Genomic DNA, 16688 nt, shown 5'->3' with positions numbered 1-16688 from the left:
CATGTTACGAAGGCGGGATAAGGTGCGCTAAGGCAATGACGCGCCGCCGTTTTTAACAGCGGCGCGGTAAGGCTGATTACTGCTGACGCAGGTTCTGCGCGGCTTTCACCATGTTCGCCAGCGCGCTGCGCGTTTCCGGCCAGCCGCGGGTTTTCAGGCCGCAATCCGGGTTGACCCACAGACGCTCTGCCGGGATACGCTGCGCGGCTTTCTGCAACAGCGCCTCGATCCACTCAACGCTCGGGACGTTTGGTGAGTGAATGTCATACACGCCCGGCCCGATTTCATTCGGGTATTCGAACTCTTCGAAGGACTCCAGCAGCTCCATGTCGGAACGGGAGGTTTCGATGGTGATAACGTCGGCATCCAGCGCGGCGATAGAGTCCATGATGTCGTTGAACTCGCAGTAACACATGTGGGTGTGGATCTGCGTCTCATCTTTCGCCACCGCAGCGTTAAGGCGGAAGGCTTCAACGCCCCATTGCAGGTAGGCATCCCAGTCGCTGCGACGCAGCGGTAACCCTTCGCGCAGGGCAGGTTCATCAATCTGAATGATGCCAATCCCTGCGGCTTCCAGATCCGCCACTTCATCACGCAGCGCCAGCGCAATCTGTTTGGCGATGGTCTCACGGCTGACATCTTCACGCGGGAAGGACCAGCAGAGAATGGTGACCGGGCCGGTCAGCATCCCTTTGACCGGTTTATCGGTCAGCGACTGGGCATATTTCGCCCACTCAACGGTGATCGGTTGCGGACGGCTGACATCGCCGATGACTACCGGTGGTTTTACGCAGCGGGAACCGTAGCTCTGCACCCAGCCATTTTGCGTAAAGACGAAGCCGTCGAGGTTTTCACCGAAGTACTCGACCATGTCGTTACGCTCGGCTTCGCCATGCACCAGCACGTCCAGCCCCAGGCGCTCCTGCTCGGCAATCGCCTGTTTGATATGTTCCGCGATACCGGTGCGGTAGTTATTGGCGTCGAGGTTGCCCTTTTTGAAATCCAGACGCAGGCCACGAATTTCAGTGGTTTGCGGGAAGGAGCCGATAGTGGTGGTCGGCCATGCTGGCAGATTAAAGCGGGCGCGCTGCGCCTGAGCGCGTTCGGCGTAGGGGCTTTGACGCTGGCTGTCCTGTGCGGTGATCGCCGCCAGGCGTTTCGCCACGGCGGTGTTGTGCACGCGGGTTGAGTGGCGACGCGCCTGAATCGGGGCGCTCCACTCCGCCAGTTTGTCGGTATTGCCGCTGTTGAGCGCATCGCGCAGCAGCGCCAGCTCCTGGCATTTTTGCAGGGCGAAGGCGAACCAGCTTTTCACCTCTTCATCGAGGCGGGTTTCTACGCTCAGATCGATGGGGCTATGCAGCAGCGAGCAGGAGGAGGCAACCCACAGCGGGCGTTTACCGACCAGCTCTTTGATCTGCGCGTACTTCTCAGTGAGATCGGCGCGCCAGACGTTACGGCCATTAATCAGCCCGGCAGAGAGCAGCCAGTCGGCCGGCAGGCGCTGATGCAACTCCGCAACGTTATCTTTGCCGTGAACCAGATCAACATGCAGCCCCTGCACCGGCAGCGCAGTAATGGTATCGAGGTTCGGCGTAACGCCTTCAAAATAGGTGGTCAGCAGCAGTTTGACCTGGCCGCTCAGCGCGTCGTAAGCCGGTTTAAAGGCATCAAGCCAGGCTTGCGGCAGCTCCAGCACCAGCGCCGGTTCGTCAATTTGCACCCACTCGACGCCGCGTTTCGCCAGTTCCGCGAGCACCTGCTGGTAGACCGGCAGAATATCGTTCAGCAGGCTCAGGCGGTCGAACTGCTCGCCTTTGACTTTGCCCAGCCACAGGTAGGTGACCGGGCCAAGCAGCACCGGCTTGACGTTGTGGCCGAGCGCCAGCGCTTCGTCTACTTCGTCCAGTAGTTGGGTCCAGGTGAGTTTGAACTGCTGGCCCTGGGTGAATTCCGGCACCATGTAGTGGTAGTTGGTGTTAAACCATTTGGTCATTTCCGCTGCCGCCGCCGGTTCGCCGGTCGGCGCACGACCACGACCGATGCGGAACAGGGTATCGATATCGACAGAGCCGTCTTTGTTCTGATGACGAGCCGGCACGTTGCCAAGCAGCAGGCTGGTGGTCAGAACATGGTCGTACCAGGCGAAGTCGCCGACCGGCAGCAGATCGACACCCGCTTCTTTCTGCTGCTCCCAGTGACGAGCGCGCAGATCGCGGCCCACCGCCAGTAACTCTTCACGGCTGGCGTTGCCGGCCCAGTAGCTCTCTTGCGCTTTCTTCAGCTCACGACGCAGACCAACACGAGGAAAACCGAGGGTGTGGTTGATTACTGTCATTTTATTAGCCTCTTCAATTAGTTAATCCAAAGGATTTCGGATTAAGGGAAGGCGGCAAGTTCATGAATCCCCGGGAGCTTACTGAAGTAAGTGACCGGGGTGAATGAGCGCAGCCAACGCACCGTTAATTCGAAAGACGCAGGATTTGGACGTCCAGATGTTTACACATCCATAATGTGAATGTACTGTGTATTCCTCAAGCGCAAAATATTCATGCCGGAGTGAAAGAGTTTCATGATCGAGATTAAGCACCTGAAAACGCTGCAAGCGTTACGAAATAGCGGATCGCTGGCCGCCGCTGCGGCAACGCTGCACCAGACGCAATCCGCCCTTTCCCATCAGTTCAGCGATCTGGAACAGCGCCTCGGTTTTCGTCTGTTTGTGCGTAAAAGCCAGCCGCTGCGTTTTACGCCGCAGGGGGAAATTTTGCTGCAACTGGCCAATCAGGTGCTGCCGCAGATTAGCCGTGCGCTGCAAGCCTGCAATGAGCCGCAGCAAACCACCTTACGCATCGCCATTGAGTGCCATAGCTGTATTCAGTGGTTGACCCCCGCGCTTGAGAATTTCCGCCAGAGCTGGCCGCAGGTGGAGATGGATTTCAAATCCGGCGTTACCTTCGATCCGCAACCCGCTTTGCAACAGGGCGAGCTCGATGTGGTGCTCACCTCCGACATTCTGCCGCGCAGTGGCCTGCACTATTCGCCGATGTTTGATTTTGAAGTGCGTCTGGTGCTGGCGCCGGATCATCCGCTGGCAGCGGTGGCGCATATCACGCCGGAAGATATCGCCAGCGAAACGCTGCTCATCTATCCAGTGCAGCGCAGCCGGCTTGATATCTGGCGGCACTTTCTGCAACCGGCAGGCGTCAGCCCGTCGCTGAAAAGTGTCGATAACACGCTGCTGCTGATTCAGATGGTCTCCGCGCGCATGGGGATTGCGGCGCTACCGCACTGGGTGGTGGAGAGTTTTGAGCGCCAGGGTCTGATTGTGACCAAAACCCTTGGCGAGGGATTGTGGAGCCGGCTGTACGCCGCGGTGCGCGACGGCGAGCAGCGTCAGCCGGTAACGGAAGCGTTTATTCGCTCAGCGCGGAACCACGCCTGCGATCATCTGCCGTTTGTGCGGAGCGCGGAGCGACCCAGCGGCGATGTACCCATAGCGAAGCCATTATCACCGCACCACCAATAATAAAACTGGGCCAGTGCGGCTGCTGCTGCCAGATGGCAAGATTGACCAGCAGCCCCGCAGGAACGTGCACATTATTCATGATGCCGAGCGTGCCCGCATCCACCTGCGTCGCGCCGTAGTTCCACATAAAGTAACCCAGCCCGGACGCCACAACGCCCAGCCACACCAGCACGCCCCACTGCAAGGTGGTGGTGGGTAATTTCTGCGGATTGCCCATTATCAGCCACGCTACTGCTGCCACCACAAACGCGCCAAGATAGAACCAGGCAAAGGCGTTGTGCTGCGGCATCGGGCGCGTCTCCATCAGGCGCTTATACCCCACCATACCAATCGCAAAGCTGATATTCGCCAGCTGCACAAGGATCAGCCCCGTCCAGAAGTGATCGCTCACTTTGTCGTAGCGGATGATCGCCGCGCCAATCACCGCCAGCCCGGCGCTTAGCAGGTAGCTCCAGCGCAGCCTGCGTTTGCTCAGCAGGTCGTAAATCAGCGTGATATAGAGCGGGGTGAACACGGTAAAGAGCAAGAATTCGGAGACCGTTAAGTAGAGATAGGCCTGGAAGCCGAACAGATACATGATGCCCAGTTGCAGCGCACCTACCAGCATATACAAGCCGATGGTTTGCAGGTTATGGCCGCGTGTGCGCAGGAAGGGTAAAAAGACCAGTGCCGCCAGCCCGACGCGCATCAGCACCGAAAAGTAGCTGTCGACATGCCCGGCAAGGTACTCGCCAATCAGGCTAAACGAGAAGGCCCACAGAATGGTGGTGATGATCAGTAACGCCACAATGAATGTCTCTCAAGTGAAAGGACACGCATTGTAGCGAACTCAGGTGTACAAAGTTTGACTATTTGGTTGACGACTGTTTATTTGGCGAACAGTTGTCAATCTTCGCCAAGGTAGAGCTTGCGCAGGTATTTCGGCACGGCGTTATCGGCGTTGGTGCCAATCACTTCCAGCTCCGGATGGAGCTGTTTCAGGCGCTGGTGGGCGTTGGCCATAATGCAGCCTTTACCCGCCATCGACAGCATTTCGGCATCGTTCATACCGTCGCCGAAGGCGATGCAGTTTTTCAGGCTGTAGCCCAGCGCGTGCGAAACCGCTTCCAGCGCATGGCCTTTCGATACGCCGCCCGCCATCACTTCCAGGCAGGTCAATGTGGAGAAGCTGACGTTGACGCGGTCACCCCAGCGGGCGTTGATCGCCTGCTCCAGCGGCAGCAGTTTTTCGTGGTTATCACAGGAGAAGAAGACTTTGCTGACGCCCTCTGGCTCCAGTAAACCCGGCTCGTAGAGCGCGTATTTGAACACCGCCTCTTTGAAGAAGCGCATCTCATCCGGACGGTGGCGGTTCATAAACCACTCATCGTCGCGGTAGACGTTGGTGATGATCTCCGGCTCGTTATGCATCATGCCGAAGAGATCGGCGGCGATATCGCGGTCGAGGTTATGGGTGAAGACCAGGTTTCCGTCGGTATCGTGCACGCGCGCGCCGTTGGAGGTGATCATGTAGGCTTTGATATCTAAATTATCGCGGATCTGCCCGACATCAACGTGATGGCGGCCGGTGGCGAAGACAAAGTTCACACCGCGCGCGGTCAGCAGTTTTAAGGTCTCTTTGGCGAAAGGCGACAGTGTGTGGTCGGGAGAGAGCAGCGTACCGTCTAAATCAGAGGCAACAACCTGGTACATAAGAAAATTTAACCTCAATAAATCATCAGTTATGTCGATCGAAAAAATCGACGATGGCGTTGAGCGCGACTGAGCGCATGGCGTCCTTTTCGAAAAGGATCTCATGGTACGCGCCTTCGATGACCAGCGGTTTCCCCCCTTCGCAGGGGTGACCGGCGGCGGCGCGGCGTTCGCAGAAGCGCTGATGCATGCGGTTATCCACCACATGCTCCTCTTCTGCCTGAATCAGTAATGTCGGCGTGGCATCTTTTTCCACCCCGGCCAGCGCCTGCTCGCCCGCGAGGATGCCTTCACGCACCCAGTGCCAGGTCGGGCCGCCGACGCGCAGGGTCGGTTCATCGGCGTAGAAACGGACGTTACGGCGGTAGCGCTCGCGGCTGTGGGTCAACACGTTGATGGCGAAGGGCAGCGGACGCCAGCTGCCGGTGCCGATGGCGTAACCGTCGCGGATGCTCGGGTAGCTCTCAGCCCACTCCAGCAGCGGACGCACCACCCAGTCCGGCAGGTGAATAACAATGCCGAACATCGGCGCGCAGAGCGCGATGGCGTCGCAGGCGTGCGGGTAGCGCTGTAAAAAGAGCGTTGAGATCGCGCCACCCATTGAGTGCGCCAGAATATAGCGTTTACGCCACGGGCCGCTGGCAACTTCCTGCTCCCAGAAGGCGGCTAAATCTTCGACATAGTCGCTGAATTTCACCACATGACCGCGGTGTGCATCGGGCAGCATGCGCCCGGAACGCCCCTGGCCGCGGTGATCGATAATCAGCACGTCGTAACCCAGGTGGAACAGGTCATAGGCCAGTTCGGCATACTTTACGTAGCTTTCGATACGGCCAGGGCAGATCACGATCACCCGATCGTTACTCTGGGCGCGAAAACGAACAAAACTGACCGGCACGTCGTCCACGCCGGTAAACACGTCCTCTTCACGCGATCGCCAGAAGTCCATCAACGGACCCATGGTGAATGCGGCGAACGCTTTTTCTCTGCTTTCCCACGCCTTTTTTTGCCGAAACATCGGGATTTTGCCCCTTTTAGCCATGTAAAATCGTTTTTTTGTGACCAATAGCAAATTCCACAGACAATGGCGTATTGTGGCATAAAAACCGACAACCAGGGAATTTCTCATGACCTTCGAGTGGTGGTTCGCCTACCTGCTGACATCGTTGATTTTAAGCCTCTCCCCCGGCTCCGGGGCGATCAATACCATGACCACTTCAATTAGCCACGGCTATCGCGGCGCGGCAGCCTCAATTGCCGGTTTGCAGACCGGGCTGGGGATCCATATCGTGCTGGTTGGGATCGGTCTGGGCACGCTCTTCTCCCGCTCGGTGCTGGCGTTTGAGGTGTTGAAGTGGGCGGGCGCGGCCTATCTGGTGTGGCTCGGTATTCAGCAGTGGCGCGCCGCAGGCGCGCTCGATCTCCATACTCTGGCGCAGACGCAATCACGCGGGCGGCTGTTTAAACGCGCGGTGTTTGTGAACCTTACCAACCCGAAGAGCATCGTGTTTCTTGCCGCCCTCTTCCCGCAGTTTATCGCGCCCAATCAGCCGCAGGTGATGCAGTATGTTGTGCTTGGGGCGACGACCATCGTGGTCGATATCATTGTGATGATTGGTTATGCCACGCTGGCGCGGCGCATTGCGGGGTGGATCAAAGGCCCGCATCAGATGAAGGCATTGAATAAAGTGTTCGGATCGCTGTTTGTGCTGGTGGGGGCGTTGTTGGCGTCGGCAAGACACGCGTGAGTGCGGTCTGTTTGCCGGATGGCGGCTGCGCCTTATCCGGCCTACGCAAAACCAGGTGGTGACCTTTGTAGGCCGGATAAGCGTAAGCGCCATCCGGCATATGCAAAATCAGATAGTGACCTTTGTAGGCCGGATAAGCGCAAGCGCCATCCGGCATATGCAAAACCAGGTAGTGACCTTTGTAGGCCGGATAAGCGCACGCGCCATCCGGCAATTCGCATCAGCGGGAGATAATCAAATGGATGCCGAACCCGGCGAAGAGCGCACCGGCGACGCCATCGATCCACTTCGCCATTCGCTGATAGCCGCGACGCACGCGCGGTAGCGCAAAGACGCTGGCAACCAGCGTAAACCAGGCGAAGGTCTCTACCACAATCAGCACAAAGATGCCCCAGCGCGCGTTAGCGCCGACGCTGTCGCCAACAAACAACGAGAAGACCGATCCGAAGTAGATAATCGCTTTCGGGTTCGCGAGGTTGGTCAGCAAGCCTTTCACAAAACTGCGCCCGCCCGCCGCCAGCTCAACCTGCGGCGCATCGCTGTTCGCCGTCTCTTTCTTCAGCGCGCCGCGCAGCATCTGGAAGCCCATCCAGCAGAGATAGAGCCCGCCGCCGACCATAATGATGCTGTGCAGCCAGGCCATTTTCGCGAGGATCAGGTTGAGGCCAAGCAGCGCGACCGCTGCCCACACCATCACGCCCGCGGTGATGCCGAGCACGCCCAGCATCGCCTCTTTGCGCGAGCGGCTGACGGCAGTTTGAGAAACAAAGAAGAAATCGGGACCGGGGCTCATCAGCGCAATGAAGTGCACTGTCATGACGGAGAGAAAGAGCGTTAACATAGCGAACTCGCGAGAAAAGATTCAGTGAAGGGCTATCCTGACACTTTTCCCGCAGGCTGACTACTCTTCATCGCCGTCGACATGGGCGCGGATCAGCGCCATAAACTCCTGGCCGAAACGCTCCAGTTTGCGCGTGCCAACGCCGTTGACGCTCAGCATGTCGCCCGGCGAAAGCGGCATCTGCTCCGCCATCTCAATCAGCGTGGCATCGTTAAACACCACGTACGGGGGGATGTTCTCTTCGTCGGCGATCGCTTTACGCAGCTTACGCAGCTTGGCGAACAGCTTGCGATCGTAATTGCCGACCGCCGCCTTCTGCATCACTTTCGGCTTCAGCGTCACCATACGCGGCACCGCCAGCATCAGCGGCACCTCACCGCGCAGAACCGGACGCGCCGCTTCCGTGAGTTGCAGCGCCGAGTGCTGGGCGATATTTTGCATAGCAAAGCCCAGGTGGATCAGCTGGCGAATTACGCTTACCCAGTGTTCGTGGCTCTGCTCGCGCCCGATGCCATAGACCGGCAGCTTGTCATGGCCCATCTCGCGGATACGCTGGTTATTCGCGCCGCGCAGCACCTCAACCACATAACCCATCCCGAAGCGCTGGTTCACGCGATAGATGGCAGAGAGCGCTTTCTGCGCATCCTGCAAACCATCGTACTGACGCGGCGGATCGAGGCAGATATCGCAGTTGCCGCACGGCGCGTGACGCCCTTCGCCAAAGTAGTTGAGCAGCACCAGCCGACGGCAGGTTTGCGCTTCGGCAAAGGCGCCCATCGCGTTGAGCTTGTGACGCTCGATATCCTGCAACGGCCCGGCGGGCTTCTCCTCCAGGCAGCGGCGCAGCCAGGCCATATCTGCCGGATCGTAAAACAGCATCGCTTCTGCGGGCAGGCCATCGCGCCCGGCGCGACCGGTCTCCTGGTAGTAGGATTCGATATTGCGCGGAATGTCGAAGTGCACCACAAAGCGGACGTTGGGTTTGTTAATGCCCATACCGAAGGCGACGGTAGCAACCACGATTTGCAGGTCATCGCGCTGGAACTGCTCCTGCACCCGCGCGCGAACCTCGTTCTCCAACCCGGCGTGATAAGGCGCGGCGCTGAAGCCCCGGCCCTGTAAGCGCGCGGCGGTATCTTCCACTTTCGCCCGGCTGTTGCAGTAAATGATGCCGCATTTGCCCCGCTGCTCCTGCACATAGCGCAGCAGCTGGTCGAGAGGCTTAAACTTCTCCATCAGCATGTAGCGGATGTTGGGACGGTCAAAACTGCTGACCTGAATCAGCGGATCGTTAAGGCTGAGCAGACGCTCAATATCGCGGCGCGTGGTGTCATCGGCGGTCGCAGTAAGTGCCATAAAAGGCACGTTGGGTAGCATATGGCGCAGCTGGCCGAGCGCGGCGTATTCCGGGCGGAAATCGTGTCCCCACTGGGAGATACAGTGCGCTTCGTCGACGGCGATAAGCACCGTATTCCATTGGCGCAGCTGGTCAAGGAAGTTGTCGAGCATCAGGCGTTCAGGCGCGATATAGAGCAGACGGATCTGCCCGTTGCGACAGCCGTTTACCACCTCAAGCTGCTGCTCGCGGCTCTGGGACGAGTTGAGACAGGCCGCCGCCACGCCGTTGGCGAGCAGTTGGTCGACCTGATCTTTCATCAGCGAGATAAGCGGCGAGACCACGACCGTCAGCCCTTCCAGCACTAGCGCCGGAATTTGGTAACAGAGCGATTTGCCGCCGCCGGTCGGCATCACCACCAGGCAGTCGCGACCGCCAAGCACGGTGTCGATAATATCCTGCTGGCCAGGGCGGAACTGCTGGTAGCCAAAGGTCTCTTGTAAAACCTGTTTAGCCAGCGATTCCTGATTCAATACTTCCGCCTGCGCCACATTGACCCCATTTGCCTGAAATAAAAACAGGCGCTATTTTCAGCGCCTGTGACTGAAACTGCAATGCCTTAAAACAGATCGTTGAGCATCACGCCCACGCCGAAGCGGGTCTGATTGAAATTATAATCAATCAGCGATTCGCCGTAGCCGCTGTAAACCTGAGTATAGAGGCGAACGTGTTTGGTCACCGGGTAGCTGAGGCCGATTTCTGCGCCGCCGTAGCCGGTATTCCAGTTGTACTGCCCTTTCGCGCTGAGGATCGCATCACCAATTTCGTAACCGATTTTCAGCTGGTAGTAACCCATATATTTGGTGATATCCGGGTTGTCGTCCGTGGAGCCTACGACATACCAGGGCTTCACTTCCACCATCCAGTTACCGTTTTGCGCCATCAGGCGGGTGTAAGCACGGTTCCAGCTGCGCGAGGTGGGATCGGAGCGGCCGTTGGAGTCATGGTTGAAACCAACTTCCACGTCGCGCAGCGTCCAGCCAGCAAATCGGTAATCCGTGGCGAAACCGAGGAACAGCTGCGGTTCATAGTTGGTTTCACGGAAGGGAGAAGACTCGCCGCTGTTGGAGAGCTGCCACCAGGATTTTTGCGTATAGGAACCGCCTAATACTGAGTTTGGCCCGAGAATGCCGCGCCAGAAGGGGAAGGCCAGGCTTATCTGGAACTTCACTTCATCTTTACGCGCGTTGTCAGCCCAGTTGTAGGAGCGGATCGCTTCTTTATTCAGATCGCTGGTATCGGTATAAAGCACATAGTTGGATTCATACGGATAGAGCGTGAACGGATTATCGTGGTCCTGCAACATATTCGCGATGATGCTGCCGCGCACGACGGGCGCATCATGAACTTCTTTGATGGTTGCTTCTTGTGCGAGTGCCATAAACGGCAGTGCCAGCACTGCGAAAATATACCCCGGCCAGGTGCGCATCGGTTTAAGCTCCGAATTATTGTTGAGTTAGTTAATAGTCTTATCCGCACGTATTCTACATATTTCTTGCGTCACTGCTCGTCTATCGCTCTTAAAGTAGCAATCAACAAACATTGAGCATAAAATTAACACTCCATTAACTCATCGGATCAGATTGATATGTCAGCCGTTCTTACCGCCGATCAAGCCCTGCAAATGGTGGGCGAGATTTTTGTCTATCACATGCCCTACAACCGTGCGTTAGGCCTGGAGCTGGGGCGCTATGAAAAAGCGTTCGCAGAACTGCATTTCAATAACCAGCCGATGATGGTCGGTAACTGGGCGCAGAGCATTCTCCACGGTGGGGTGATTGCCTCCGCGCTGGATGTCGCCGCCGGGCTGGTATGCGTCGGCAGCACCCTCACCCGCCATGAAACCATTAGCGAAGAGGAGCTGCGCCAGCGCCTGGCGCGCATGGGGACGATTGATCTGCGTGTTGATTATCTGCGACCCGGCCGCGGTACGCGGTTTACCGCCAGCAGCAGTTTGTTACGTGCCGGTAATAAGGTCGCGGTTGCACGCGTGGAGTTACATAACGAGGAGCAGGTGCATATCGCCAGCGCAACCGCTACCTATATGGTGGGGTGAGCAGGCCTGCGAAATCGGGTACCATGCGGTTACATTTTCGCAACGAGTCTTTCTGATGGATGCAAAGCAGACGCGGCTTGGCGTATTACTTGCGCTCGCCGCTTATTTTATCTGGGGCATTGCGCCCGCCTATTTCAAAGTGATTTGGTATGTTCCCGCCGATGAGATCCTGACTCACCGCGTCATCTGGTCCTTCTTTTTTATGCTGGCGCTGATAAGCGTAAGCCGCCAGTGGAAGAGCGTGAAAGCGCTGCTGCAAACGCCGAAAAAGATTTTGCTGCTGGCAGTCTCGGCGGTGCTGGTGGGCGGTAACTGGCTGCTGTTTATCTGGGCGGTCAACCATAACCATATGCTGGAAGCGAGCCTCGGCTACTTTATTAACCCGCTGGTGAATATCCTGCTGGGGATGCTTTTCCTGGGCGAGCGTTTTCGTCGTATGCAGTGGCTGGCGGTGATCCTCGCCGCGCTCGGCGTGCTGGTGCAGCTCTGGACCTTTGGCTCGCTGCCGGTGATCGCCCTCGGCCTCGCCTTTAGCTTCGCCTTCTACGGCCTGCTGCGAAAGAAAATCGCCGTTGAGGCACAAACCGGCATGCTGATAGAGACCTTATGGTTACTGCCGGTGGCGGCCATCTGGCTGTTCGGCATTACCGATAGCCCGACCAGCCATATGTCGCAAAACAGCCTGTCGCTCAATCTGCTGCTGATCGCGGCGGGCGTGGTGACCACCGTGCCGCTGCTCTGCTTTACCGGGGCGGCAACACGTCTGCGCCTCTCAACCCTCGGTTTCTTTCAGTACATCGGCCCGACGCTGATGTTCGTGCTGGCGGTGACCTTTTACGGTGAGCATCCCGGCGCGGATAAAATGGTGACCTTTGGCTTTATTTGGGTGGCACTGGCGATCTTCGTAATGGATGCCCTTTATACCCAGCGCGCATTACGTAAAACACGCTAATTCCGCTTAGGGAACAAATCAGACGGGCGGAATTGCCGCCCGCTACCTACAAATATTCGTGGGTTATTCGATCGTCGCGTCGCATATTAATCTACTGAATGGTATGTTCGCCGCTTTATTATTACGCTATTCAGGACGACCCGGAAAAATGATCCGCAGGATTTTTTGGCCAACAGGCAAGGCATGCCTCGCGCGTAAGCCCTATTTCCTTACTTTTATGCTTCTGCATATTGTTTTTTTAATTGCCATGGTTAGCGTGGCGAAGCTTCCCATACTGCCGCTGCTCTGCCTGCTGGTTTACACGTGGGTGAAGATCAATATCAATGCGCAGCGCTGCCGGGATAGTGGATTAAAGGGGCGTTATGTCGTCATTTTGTCGATCCTGGTTTATCTCATTTCGCCAGTGGTCTCCGCGGCAGGTTTCGTGCTGGATGATGAATATCTGCTGCTCGGCGCTCAGATCTATATTTGGTTCGACGGCCTGGTATTTTTTATGTTTATGTTCGCGCCAACGGAAGTAAAAACAGCTAATTAGTTTAAAAGACAGGGTTTTTCAGGAGAGGAAAATGAGTACTATCAACGACTATGATTACCAGAAAGATGAATCGCTGAGCGACAAGTGGAAGTATCGCTTCGCATTTTTTGAAAAGAATGGCTACCCCGGATTCTGGCGTCCTACTCCGGCGTGGAAACAAGCGTTTAAGCAGATGAAATTTGGGGAGAAAGTAACAGTTAACCAAAACTTCTACGCTTTCTTCTTCGGCTGTATTTATCTCTTTATCCTGGGCCTGTGGAAAAAAGCGCTGACCTCTATTGGGCTGAACGTACTGGGATTATTAGTCGCCGCTCTTATAGGTTTCCCTTTCCTCTCCTTTATCGTACCCATGCTTATCATGATGCGAACAAATGTCTGGTATCACGAATATAAAGTTAAAGGCATCCAGACCTGGGGCCTGTAAAGAAAAAAGGTTCAGCGCAGGCTGAACCTTTTTTTTGGCTTCAAAGCCAGTTGCGGCGTTTGAAGTAGAGGTAGGGGGCAAGACCGGCAAGGATCATAAAGATAATCGCGCCGGGATAGCCGAAGCTCCAGTGCAGCTCGGGCATAAACTCGAAGTTCATCCCATAGCTTGATGCCACCAGCGTTGGCGGCAGAAACACTACCGAAACGACCGAGAAGATCTTGATGATTCGGTTCTGCTCGATATTGATAAAACCCATCGCCGCCTGCATCAGGAAGTTCACCTTCTGGAACAGGGATTCGTTATGCGGCAGCAGCGACTCGATATCGCGCAGGATCTCGCGCGCCTGCTCAAGCTGACCCGCCGGTAAACGCGCTTTGCGCACCAGGAAGTTCAGCGCGCGCTGGGTATCCATCAGACACAACCGCACTTTCCAGCCGATATCTTCCTGCTCAGCAAGCGTAGAGAGCGCTTCGTCATACTCATCGCCCTGCTGCCCTTCCATAATGACGCGGCTCAGTTTTTCCAGATCGCTGTAGATGTTTTCAATCTCATCCGCCAGCTGTTCGATTTTGGTTTCGAAGAGATCGAGCAGCAGTTCGTAGGCGTTGCCGTCAACCATCTCCTGGCTGCGGGCGCGCATACGGTAGAGACGAAACGCGGGCAGTTCGCGCTCGCGCAGGGTAAAGAGACGCCCTTCGCGAATGGTGAATGCTACCGTTGAGTTGCCTGCGTGATCCTCCGCATCTTCATAAAAGAAGAAGGAGTGGATGTGCAGACCGTCTTCGTCTTCGAAAAAACGCGCCGAGGCTTCGATGTCTTCCAGTTCAGGTCGCGTAGCCAGATTCTGGCCCAATTCCGTTTGCACGCGGGTACGTTCATCATCGTCCGGCTCGACCAAATCCACCCAAACCGAGCTGGCGAGGTGTTTGATTTCGTCAGCCTCAAGACGGCTTAAACGATTGTTTTCCAGTTGAAATGCGCTCAGCATGGCCGGGACTCCCAATGCAAAAAATATCGGACAGTTCGCAGGGCACACAAGAAACAATTGGGGTTTCAGACCATTAAACAGTCTGACTCAGCGCGACGGGGATAAAGCGGGTCGCCGACAACCTCTAAGGCCATCAGCGTGAGGAGAAAGCCTTAGGAGTTGTTCCTGAAATCCAGGAAATTGAGCCAGCATCTACTGGGTGTGTCCAAGGCGAATGTCCTCTTAGCGTGATCGTGCGCGCATGTTACGCCAGCACTCAGGAGGCGTCAACACGCAACGAAACGCTAAAGAGCAATATTTGCCCTTCAGCGTATAAGGCTAGCAGAATATTACAAAATGATGATATTTTTCTGAAGGTTACACGGTTTCGAGCTTCGCATAGGCGGCGACTAACCACTTAATACCCTGCCCCTGGAACGCCACCTGCAAGCGGCTGTGCTCGCCGCTGCCTTCCATATTCACCACCGTGCCTTCGCCAAATTTGGCGTGGCGCACGCGCTGACCAAGCTTATAGCCCGTATCGCTCTGCGCCACCGGCGTGCCCATCCGCTGATGGCTGACCGGGCGGCTGATGCTGGCGCGCAAACGCACCTCTTCAACGCACTCTTCCGGCAGCTCGCCGATAAAGCGTGAAGGGCGGTGATAAACCTCTTTACCATACAACCGACGCGTTTCCGCGTAGGTTAAGGTCAGTTTTTGCATCGCGCGCGTGACGCCGACATAGGCCAGACGGCGCTCCTCTTCCAGACGGCCACCCTCATCAAGGGACATCTGGCTCGGGAACATCCCCTCTTCCATGCCGACAATAAACACCTGCGGGAACTCAAGCCCCTTCGCCGAGTGCAAGGTCATCAACTGCACCGCGTCCTGCCAGGTGTCCGCCTGCCCTTCGCCCGCTTCCAGCGCCGCGTGAGAGAGGAACGCCTGCAGCGGCATTAAATCTTCATCTTCTTCGTTGTAGCTGAACTGCCGCGTTGCGGTGACCAGCTCCTCTAAGTTCTCAATTCGCGTCTGGCCTTTTTCACCCTTCTCCTGCTCGTACATCGCGCGCAGGCCGGAATCGCTGATCACCCGGTCGGTTTGCACATGCAGCGGCATATCCGCCGTCTCCTGCGCCAGCGCGTCGATTAGCTCAAGAAAACGCTGCAACGCGCCCGCCGCACGGCCCGCCAGCGCTTTCTCTTGCAGCAGCTCGCGGGTCGCCTGCCACAGCGTCAGCTGGCGCTCACGGGAGGTCTGGCGAACAACGTCTAAAGTGCGATCGCCAATGCCGCGCGTCGGCGTATTCACCACGCGCTCATACGCGGCGTCATCGTTACGGTTAGCGATCAGGCGCAGATAGGCGAGCGCATCTTTAATCTCCTGACGTTCGAAGAAGCGCATGCCGCCATAGATGCGATAGGGCATGCTCGTCTGCAGTAACGCCTCTTCCAGCACGCGCGACTGGGCGTTGCTGCGATAGAGGATGGCGCACTGCGTCAGCTGGCCGCCGTTGTCCTGCCAGGCTTTGATGCGATTAACCACGAAACGCGCTTCATCCAGCTCGTTAAACGCGCAGTAAAGGGAGATCGGCTCGCCGGCGGTCCCTTCGGTCCACAGCTTTTTCCCCAGACGCCCGTTGTTGTTCTCAATCAGGGCGTTAGCGGCGCTCAGAATATTGCTGGTAGAGCGGTAGTTCTGCTCAAGACGAATGGTTTGCGCGCCGGGAAAATCGGTGAGGAAGCGCTGGATGTTCTCCACCTGCGCGCCGCGCCAGCCGTAGATCGACTGGTCATCGTCGCCGACAATCATCACCTTGCCGGTATCGCCCGCCAGCAGGCGGATCCACGCGTACTGAATGTTGTTAGTATCCTGGAACTCATCCACCAGGATATTGGTAAAGCGCTCGCGATAGTGCTGCAGAATATGCGGTTTGTTCAGCCACAGCTCGTGGGCGCGCAGCAGCAGCTCGGCAAAATCGACCAGCCCGGCGCGATCGCACGCCTCCTGATAGGCCTGGTAGACCTTCTGCCAGGTCTGCTCCACCGGATTGCCGAAGCTTTGGATATGGTGCGGGCGAATGCCCTCATCTTTTTGACCGTTGATGTAGTACATCGCCTGGCGCGCTGGCCACTGCTTCTCATCAAGGTTCATCGCTTTGATCAGACGCTTGAGCAGGCGCAGCTGATCTTCGCTATCGAGGATCTGGAAATCCTGCGGCAGCTTCGCGTCCATATGGTGCGCGCGCAGCAGCCGGTGCGCCAGCCCGTGGAAGGTGCCGACCCACATGCCGCCCTGGGTGGTGCCCATCAACTGGCCGATACGGTGGCGCATCTCCGCCGCCGCTTTGTTGGTAAAGGTGACCGCCATAATCGAGAAGGGCGAGCAGTTCTCTACGGTGATCAGCCATGCGATACGGTGCACCAACACGCGCGTCTTGCCGCTTCCCGCTCCCGCCAGCACCAGCATATTGCTGCGTGTCGCCGCTACGGCGTCGCGCTGTTTGTCATTGAGGCTGTCGAGCAGATAAGAAACGTCCATAGGTACC

Annotated in this window: 16 protein-coding genes; 6 read left to right on the top strand and 10 right to left on the bottom strand. The window is 57.0% G+C overall.

Going from position 1 to position 16688, the window contains the following annotated elements:
- Nucleotides 1-76 precede the first annotated feature (76 nt).
- Entirely contained in the window at nt 77-2338 is a 2262-nt protein-coding gene (gene metE / locus IAE50_RS17175) for a 5-methyltetrahydropteroyltriglutamate--homocysteine S-methyltransferase (RefSeq protein ID WP_200580785.1), read from the bottom strand.
- A 234-nt stretch (nt 2339-2572) separates the two neighbouring features.
- On the opposite strand from metE, the gene metR reads away from it, so the two are divergent.
- Nucleotides 2573-3526: an HTH-type transcriptional regulator MetR gene (metR, locus tag IAE50_RS17170; protein WP_042714319.1), complete on the top strand. Its 954-nt coding sequence runs from the start codon at nt 2573-2575 to the stop codon at nt 3524-3526.
- Here the strand turns inward: metR and IAE50_RS17165 are convergent.
- The 3 genes from IAE50_RS17165 to pldB all read right to left on the bottom strand — a co-directional run bounded on the left by IAE50_RS17165 (nt 3414) and on the right by pldB (nt 6236).
- Complete coding sequence (locus IAE50_RS17165) at nt 3414-4313, bottom strand: carboxylate/amino acid/amine transporter (protein ID WP_042714317.1); 900 nt, start codon at nt 4311-4313, stop codon at nt 3414-3416. The genes metR and IAE50_RS17165 overlap by 113 nt on opposite strands.
- Nucleotides 4314-4411: 98 nt before the next feature.
- Entirely contained in the window at nt 4412-5218 is an 807-nt protein-coding gene (gene yigL / locus IAE50_RS17160; RefSeq protein ID WP_094419074.1) for a sugar/pyridoxal phosphate phosphatase YigL, read from the bottom strand.
- Between the two features lie 25 nt (nt 5219-5243).
- The gene (gene pldB / locus IAE50_RS17155) at nt 5244-6236 is read right to left on the bottom strand and encodes a lysophospholipase L2 (RefSeq protein ID WP_023479539.1); all 993 of its coding nucleotides are present in this window, start codon (nt 6234-6236) and stop codon (nt 5244-5246) included.
- Between the two features lie 109 nt (nt 6237-6345).
- On the opposite strand from pldB, the gene rhtB reads away from it, so the two are divergent.
- On the top strand, nt 6346-6966 hold the full coding sequence (gene rhtB / locus IAE50_RS17150; RefSeq protein ID WP_042714313.1) for a homoserine/homoserine lactone efflux protein: 621 nt from the start codon (nt 6346-6348) through the stop codon (nt 6964-6966).
- Nucleotides 6967-7186: 220 nt separating this feature from the next.
- Here the strand turns inward: rhtB and rhtC are convergent, their stop codons facing one another.
- From rhtC to pldA, 3 genes are all read right to left on the bottom strand, one after another.
- A complete protein-coding gene (gene rhtC / locus IAE50_RS17145; RefSeq protein ID WP_023479561.1) occupies nt 7187-7807 on the bottom strand; it encodes a threonine export protein RhtC in 621 nt (206 codons plus the stop codon).
- Nucleotides 7808-7867: 60 nt separating this feature from the next.
- The gene (gene recQ, locus IAE50_RS17140; protein ID WP_042714310.1) at nt 7868-9694 is read right to left on the bottom strand and encodes an ATP-dependent DNA helicase RecQ; all 1827 of its coding nucleotides are present in this window, start codon (nt 9692-9694) and stop codon (nt 7868-7870) included.
- A gap of 68 nt (nt 9695-9762) precedes the next feature.
- Nucleotides 9763-10632 carry a phospholipase A gene (gene pldA, locus IAE50_RS17135; RefSeq protein WP_139567409.1) on the bottom strand — a complete coding sequence of 290 codons (870 nt, stop codon included), beginning with the start codon at nt 10630-10632 and terminating at the stop codon, nt 9763-9765.
- A 159-nt stretch (nt 10633-10791) separates the two neighbouring features.
- Between pldA and yigI the strand changes: the two genes are divergently transcribed.
- The 4 genes from yigI to IAE50_RS17115 all read left to right on the top strand — a co-directional run bounded on the left by yigI (nt 10792) and on the right by IAE50_RS17115 (nt 13170).
- The gene (gene yigI / locus IAE50_RS17130) at nt 10792-11259 is read left to right on the top strand and encodes an acyl-CoA thioesterase YigI (RefSeq protein ID WP_023479602.1); all 468 of its coding nucleotides are present in this window, start codon (nt 10792-10794) and stop codon (nt 11257-11259) included.
- A gap of 55 nt (nt 11260-11314) precedes the next feature.
- The gene (gene rarD, locus IAE50_RS17125) at nt 11315-12211 is read left to right on the top strand and encodes an EamA family transporter RarD (protein WP_042714306.1); all 897 of its coding nucleotides are present in this window, start codon (nt 11315-11317) and stop codon (nt 12209-12211) included.
- Between the two features lie 148 nt (nt 12212-12359).
- The gene (locus IAE50_RS17120) at nt 12360-12746 is read left to right on the top strand and encodes a hypothetical protein (protein WP_200135342.1); all 387 of its coding nucleotides are present in this window, start codon (nt 12360-12362) and stop codon (nt 12744-12746) included.
- Between the two features lie 31 nt (nt 12747-12777).
- Nucleotides 12778-13170 (top strand): DUF2628 domain-containing protein, encoded by a 393-nt coding sequence (locus IAE50_RS17115; RefSeq protein WP_200135341.1) that lies wholly within the window; start codon nt 12778-12780, stop codon nt 13168-13170.
- A gap of 40 nt (nt 13171-13210) precedes the next feature.
- Here IAE50_RS17115 and corA read toward each other — a convergent pair whose 3' ends face one another.
- From corA to uvrD, 3 genes are all read right to left on the bottom strand, one after another.
- The gene (gene corA, locus IAE50_RS17110; RefSeq protein ID WP_023479615.1) at nt 13211-14161 is read right to left on the bottom strand and encodes a magnesium/cobalt transporter CorA; all 951 of its coding nucleotides are present in this window, start codon (nt 14159-14161) and stop codon (nt 13211-13213) included.
- 152 nt (nt 14162-14313) lie between these two features.
- Nucleotides 14314-14370, bottom strand: coding sequence for a YsgD/CorL family protein (gene ysgD / locus IAE50_RS26750; protein ID WP_353656052.1), 57 nt, complete (start codon nt 14368-14370; stop codon nt 14314-14316).
- A gap of 148 nt (nt 14371-14518) precedes the next feature.
- Nucleotides 14519-16681 carry a DNA helicase II gene (uvrD, locus tag IAE50_RS17105; RefSeq protein WP_042714303.1) on the bottom strand — a complete coding sequence of 721 codons (2163 nt, stop codon included), beginning with the start codon at nt 16679-16681 and terminating at the stop codon, nt 14519-14521.
- Nucleotides 16682-16688: the final 7 nt, after the last annotated feature.

Origin of the sequence: Kosakonia sp. S42, assembly GCF_016624785.1 — a bacterium.
GTDB lineage: Bacteria > Pseudomonadota > Gammaproteobacteria > Enterobacterales > Enterobacteriaceae > Kosakonia > Kosakonia cowanii.
The sequence above is the reverse complement of the archived record's forward strand: the minus strand, read 5'-3'. Positions and strand labels throughout refer to the sequence as shown.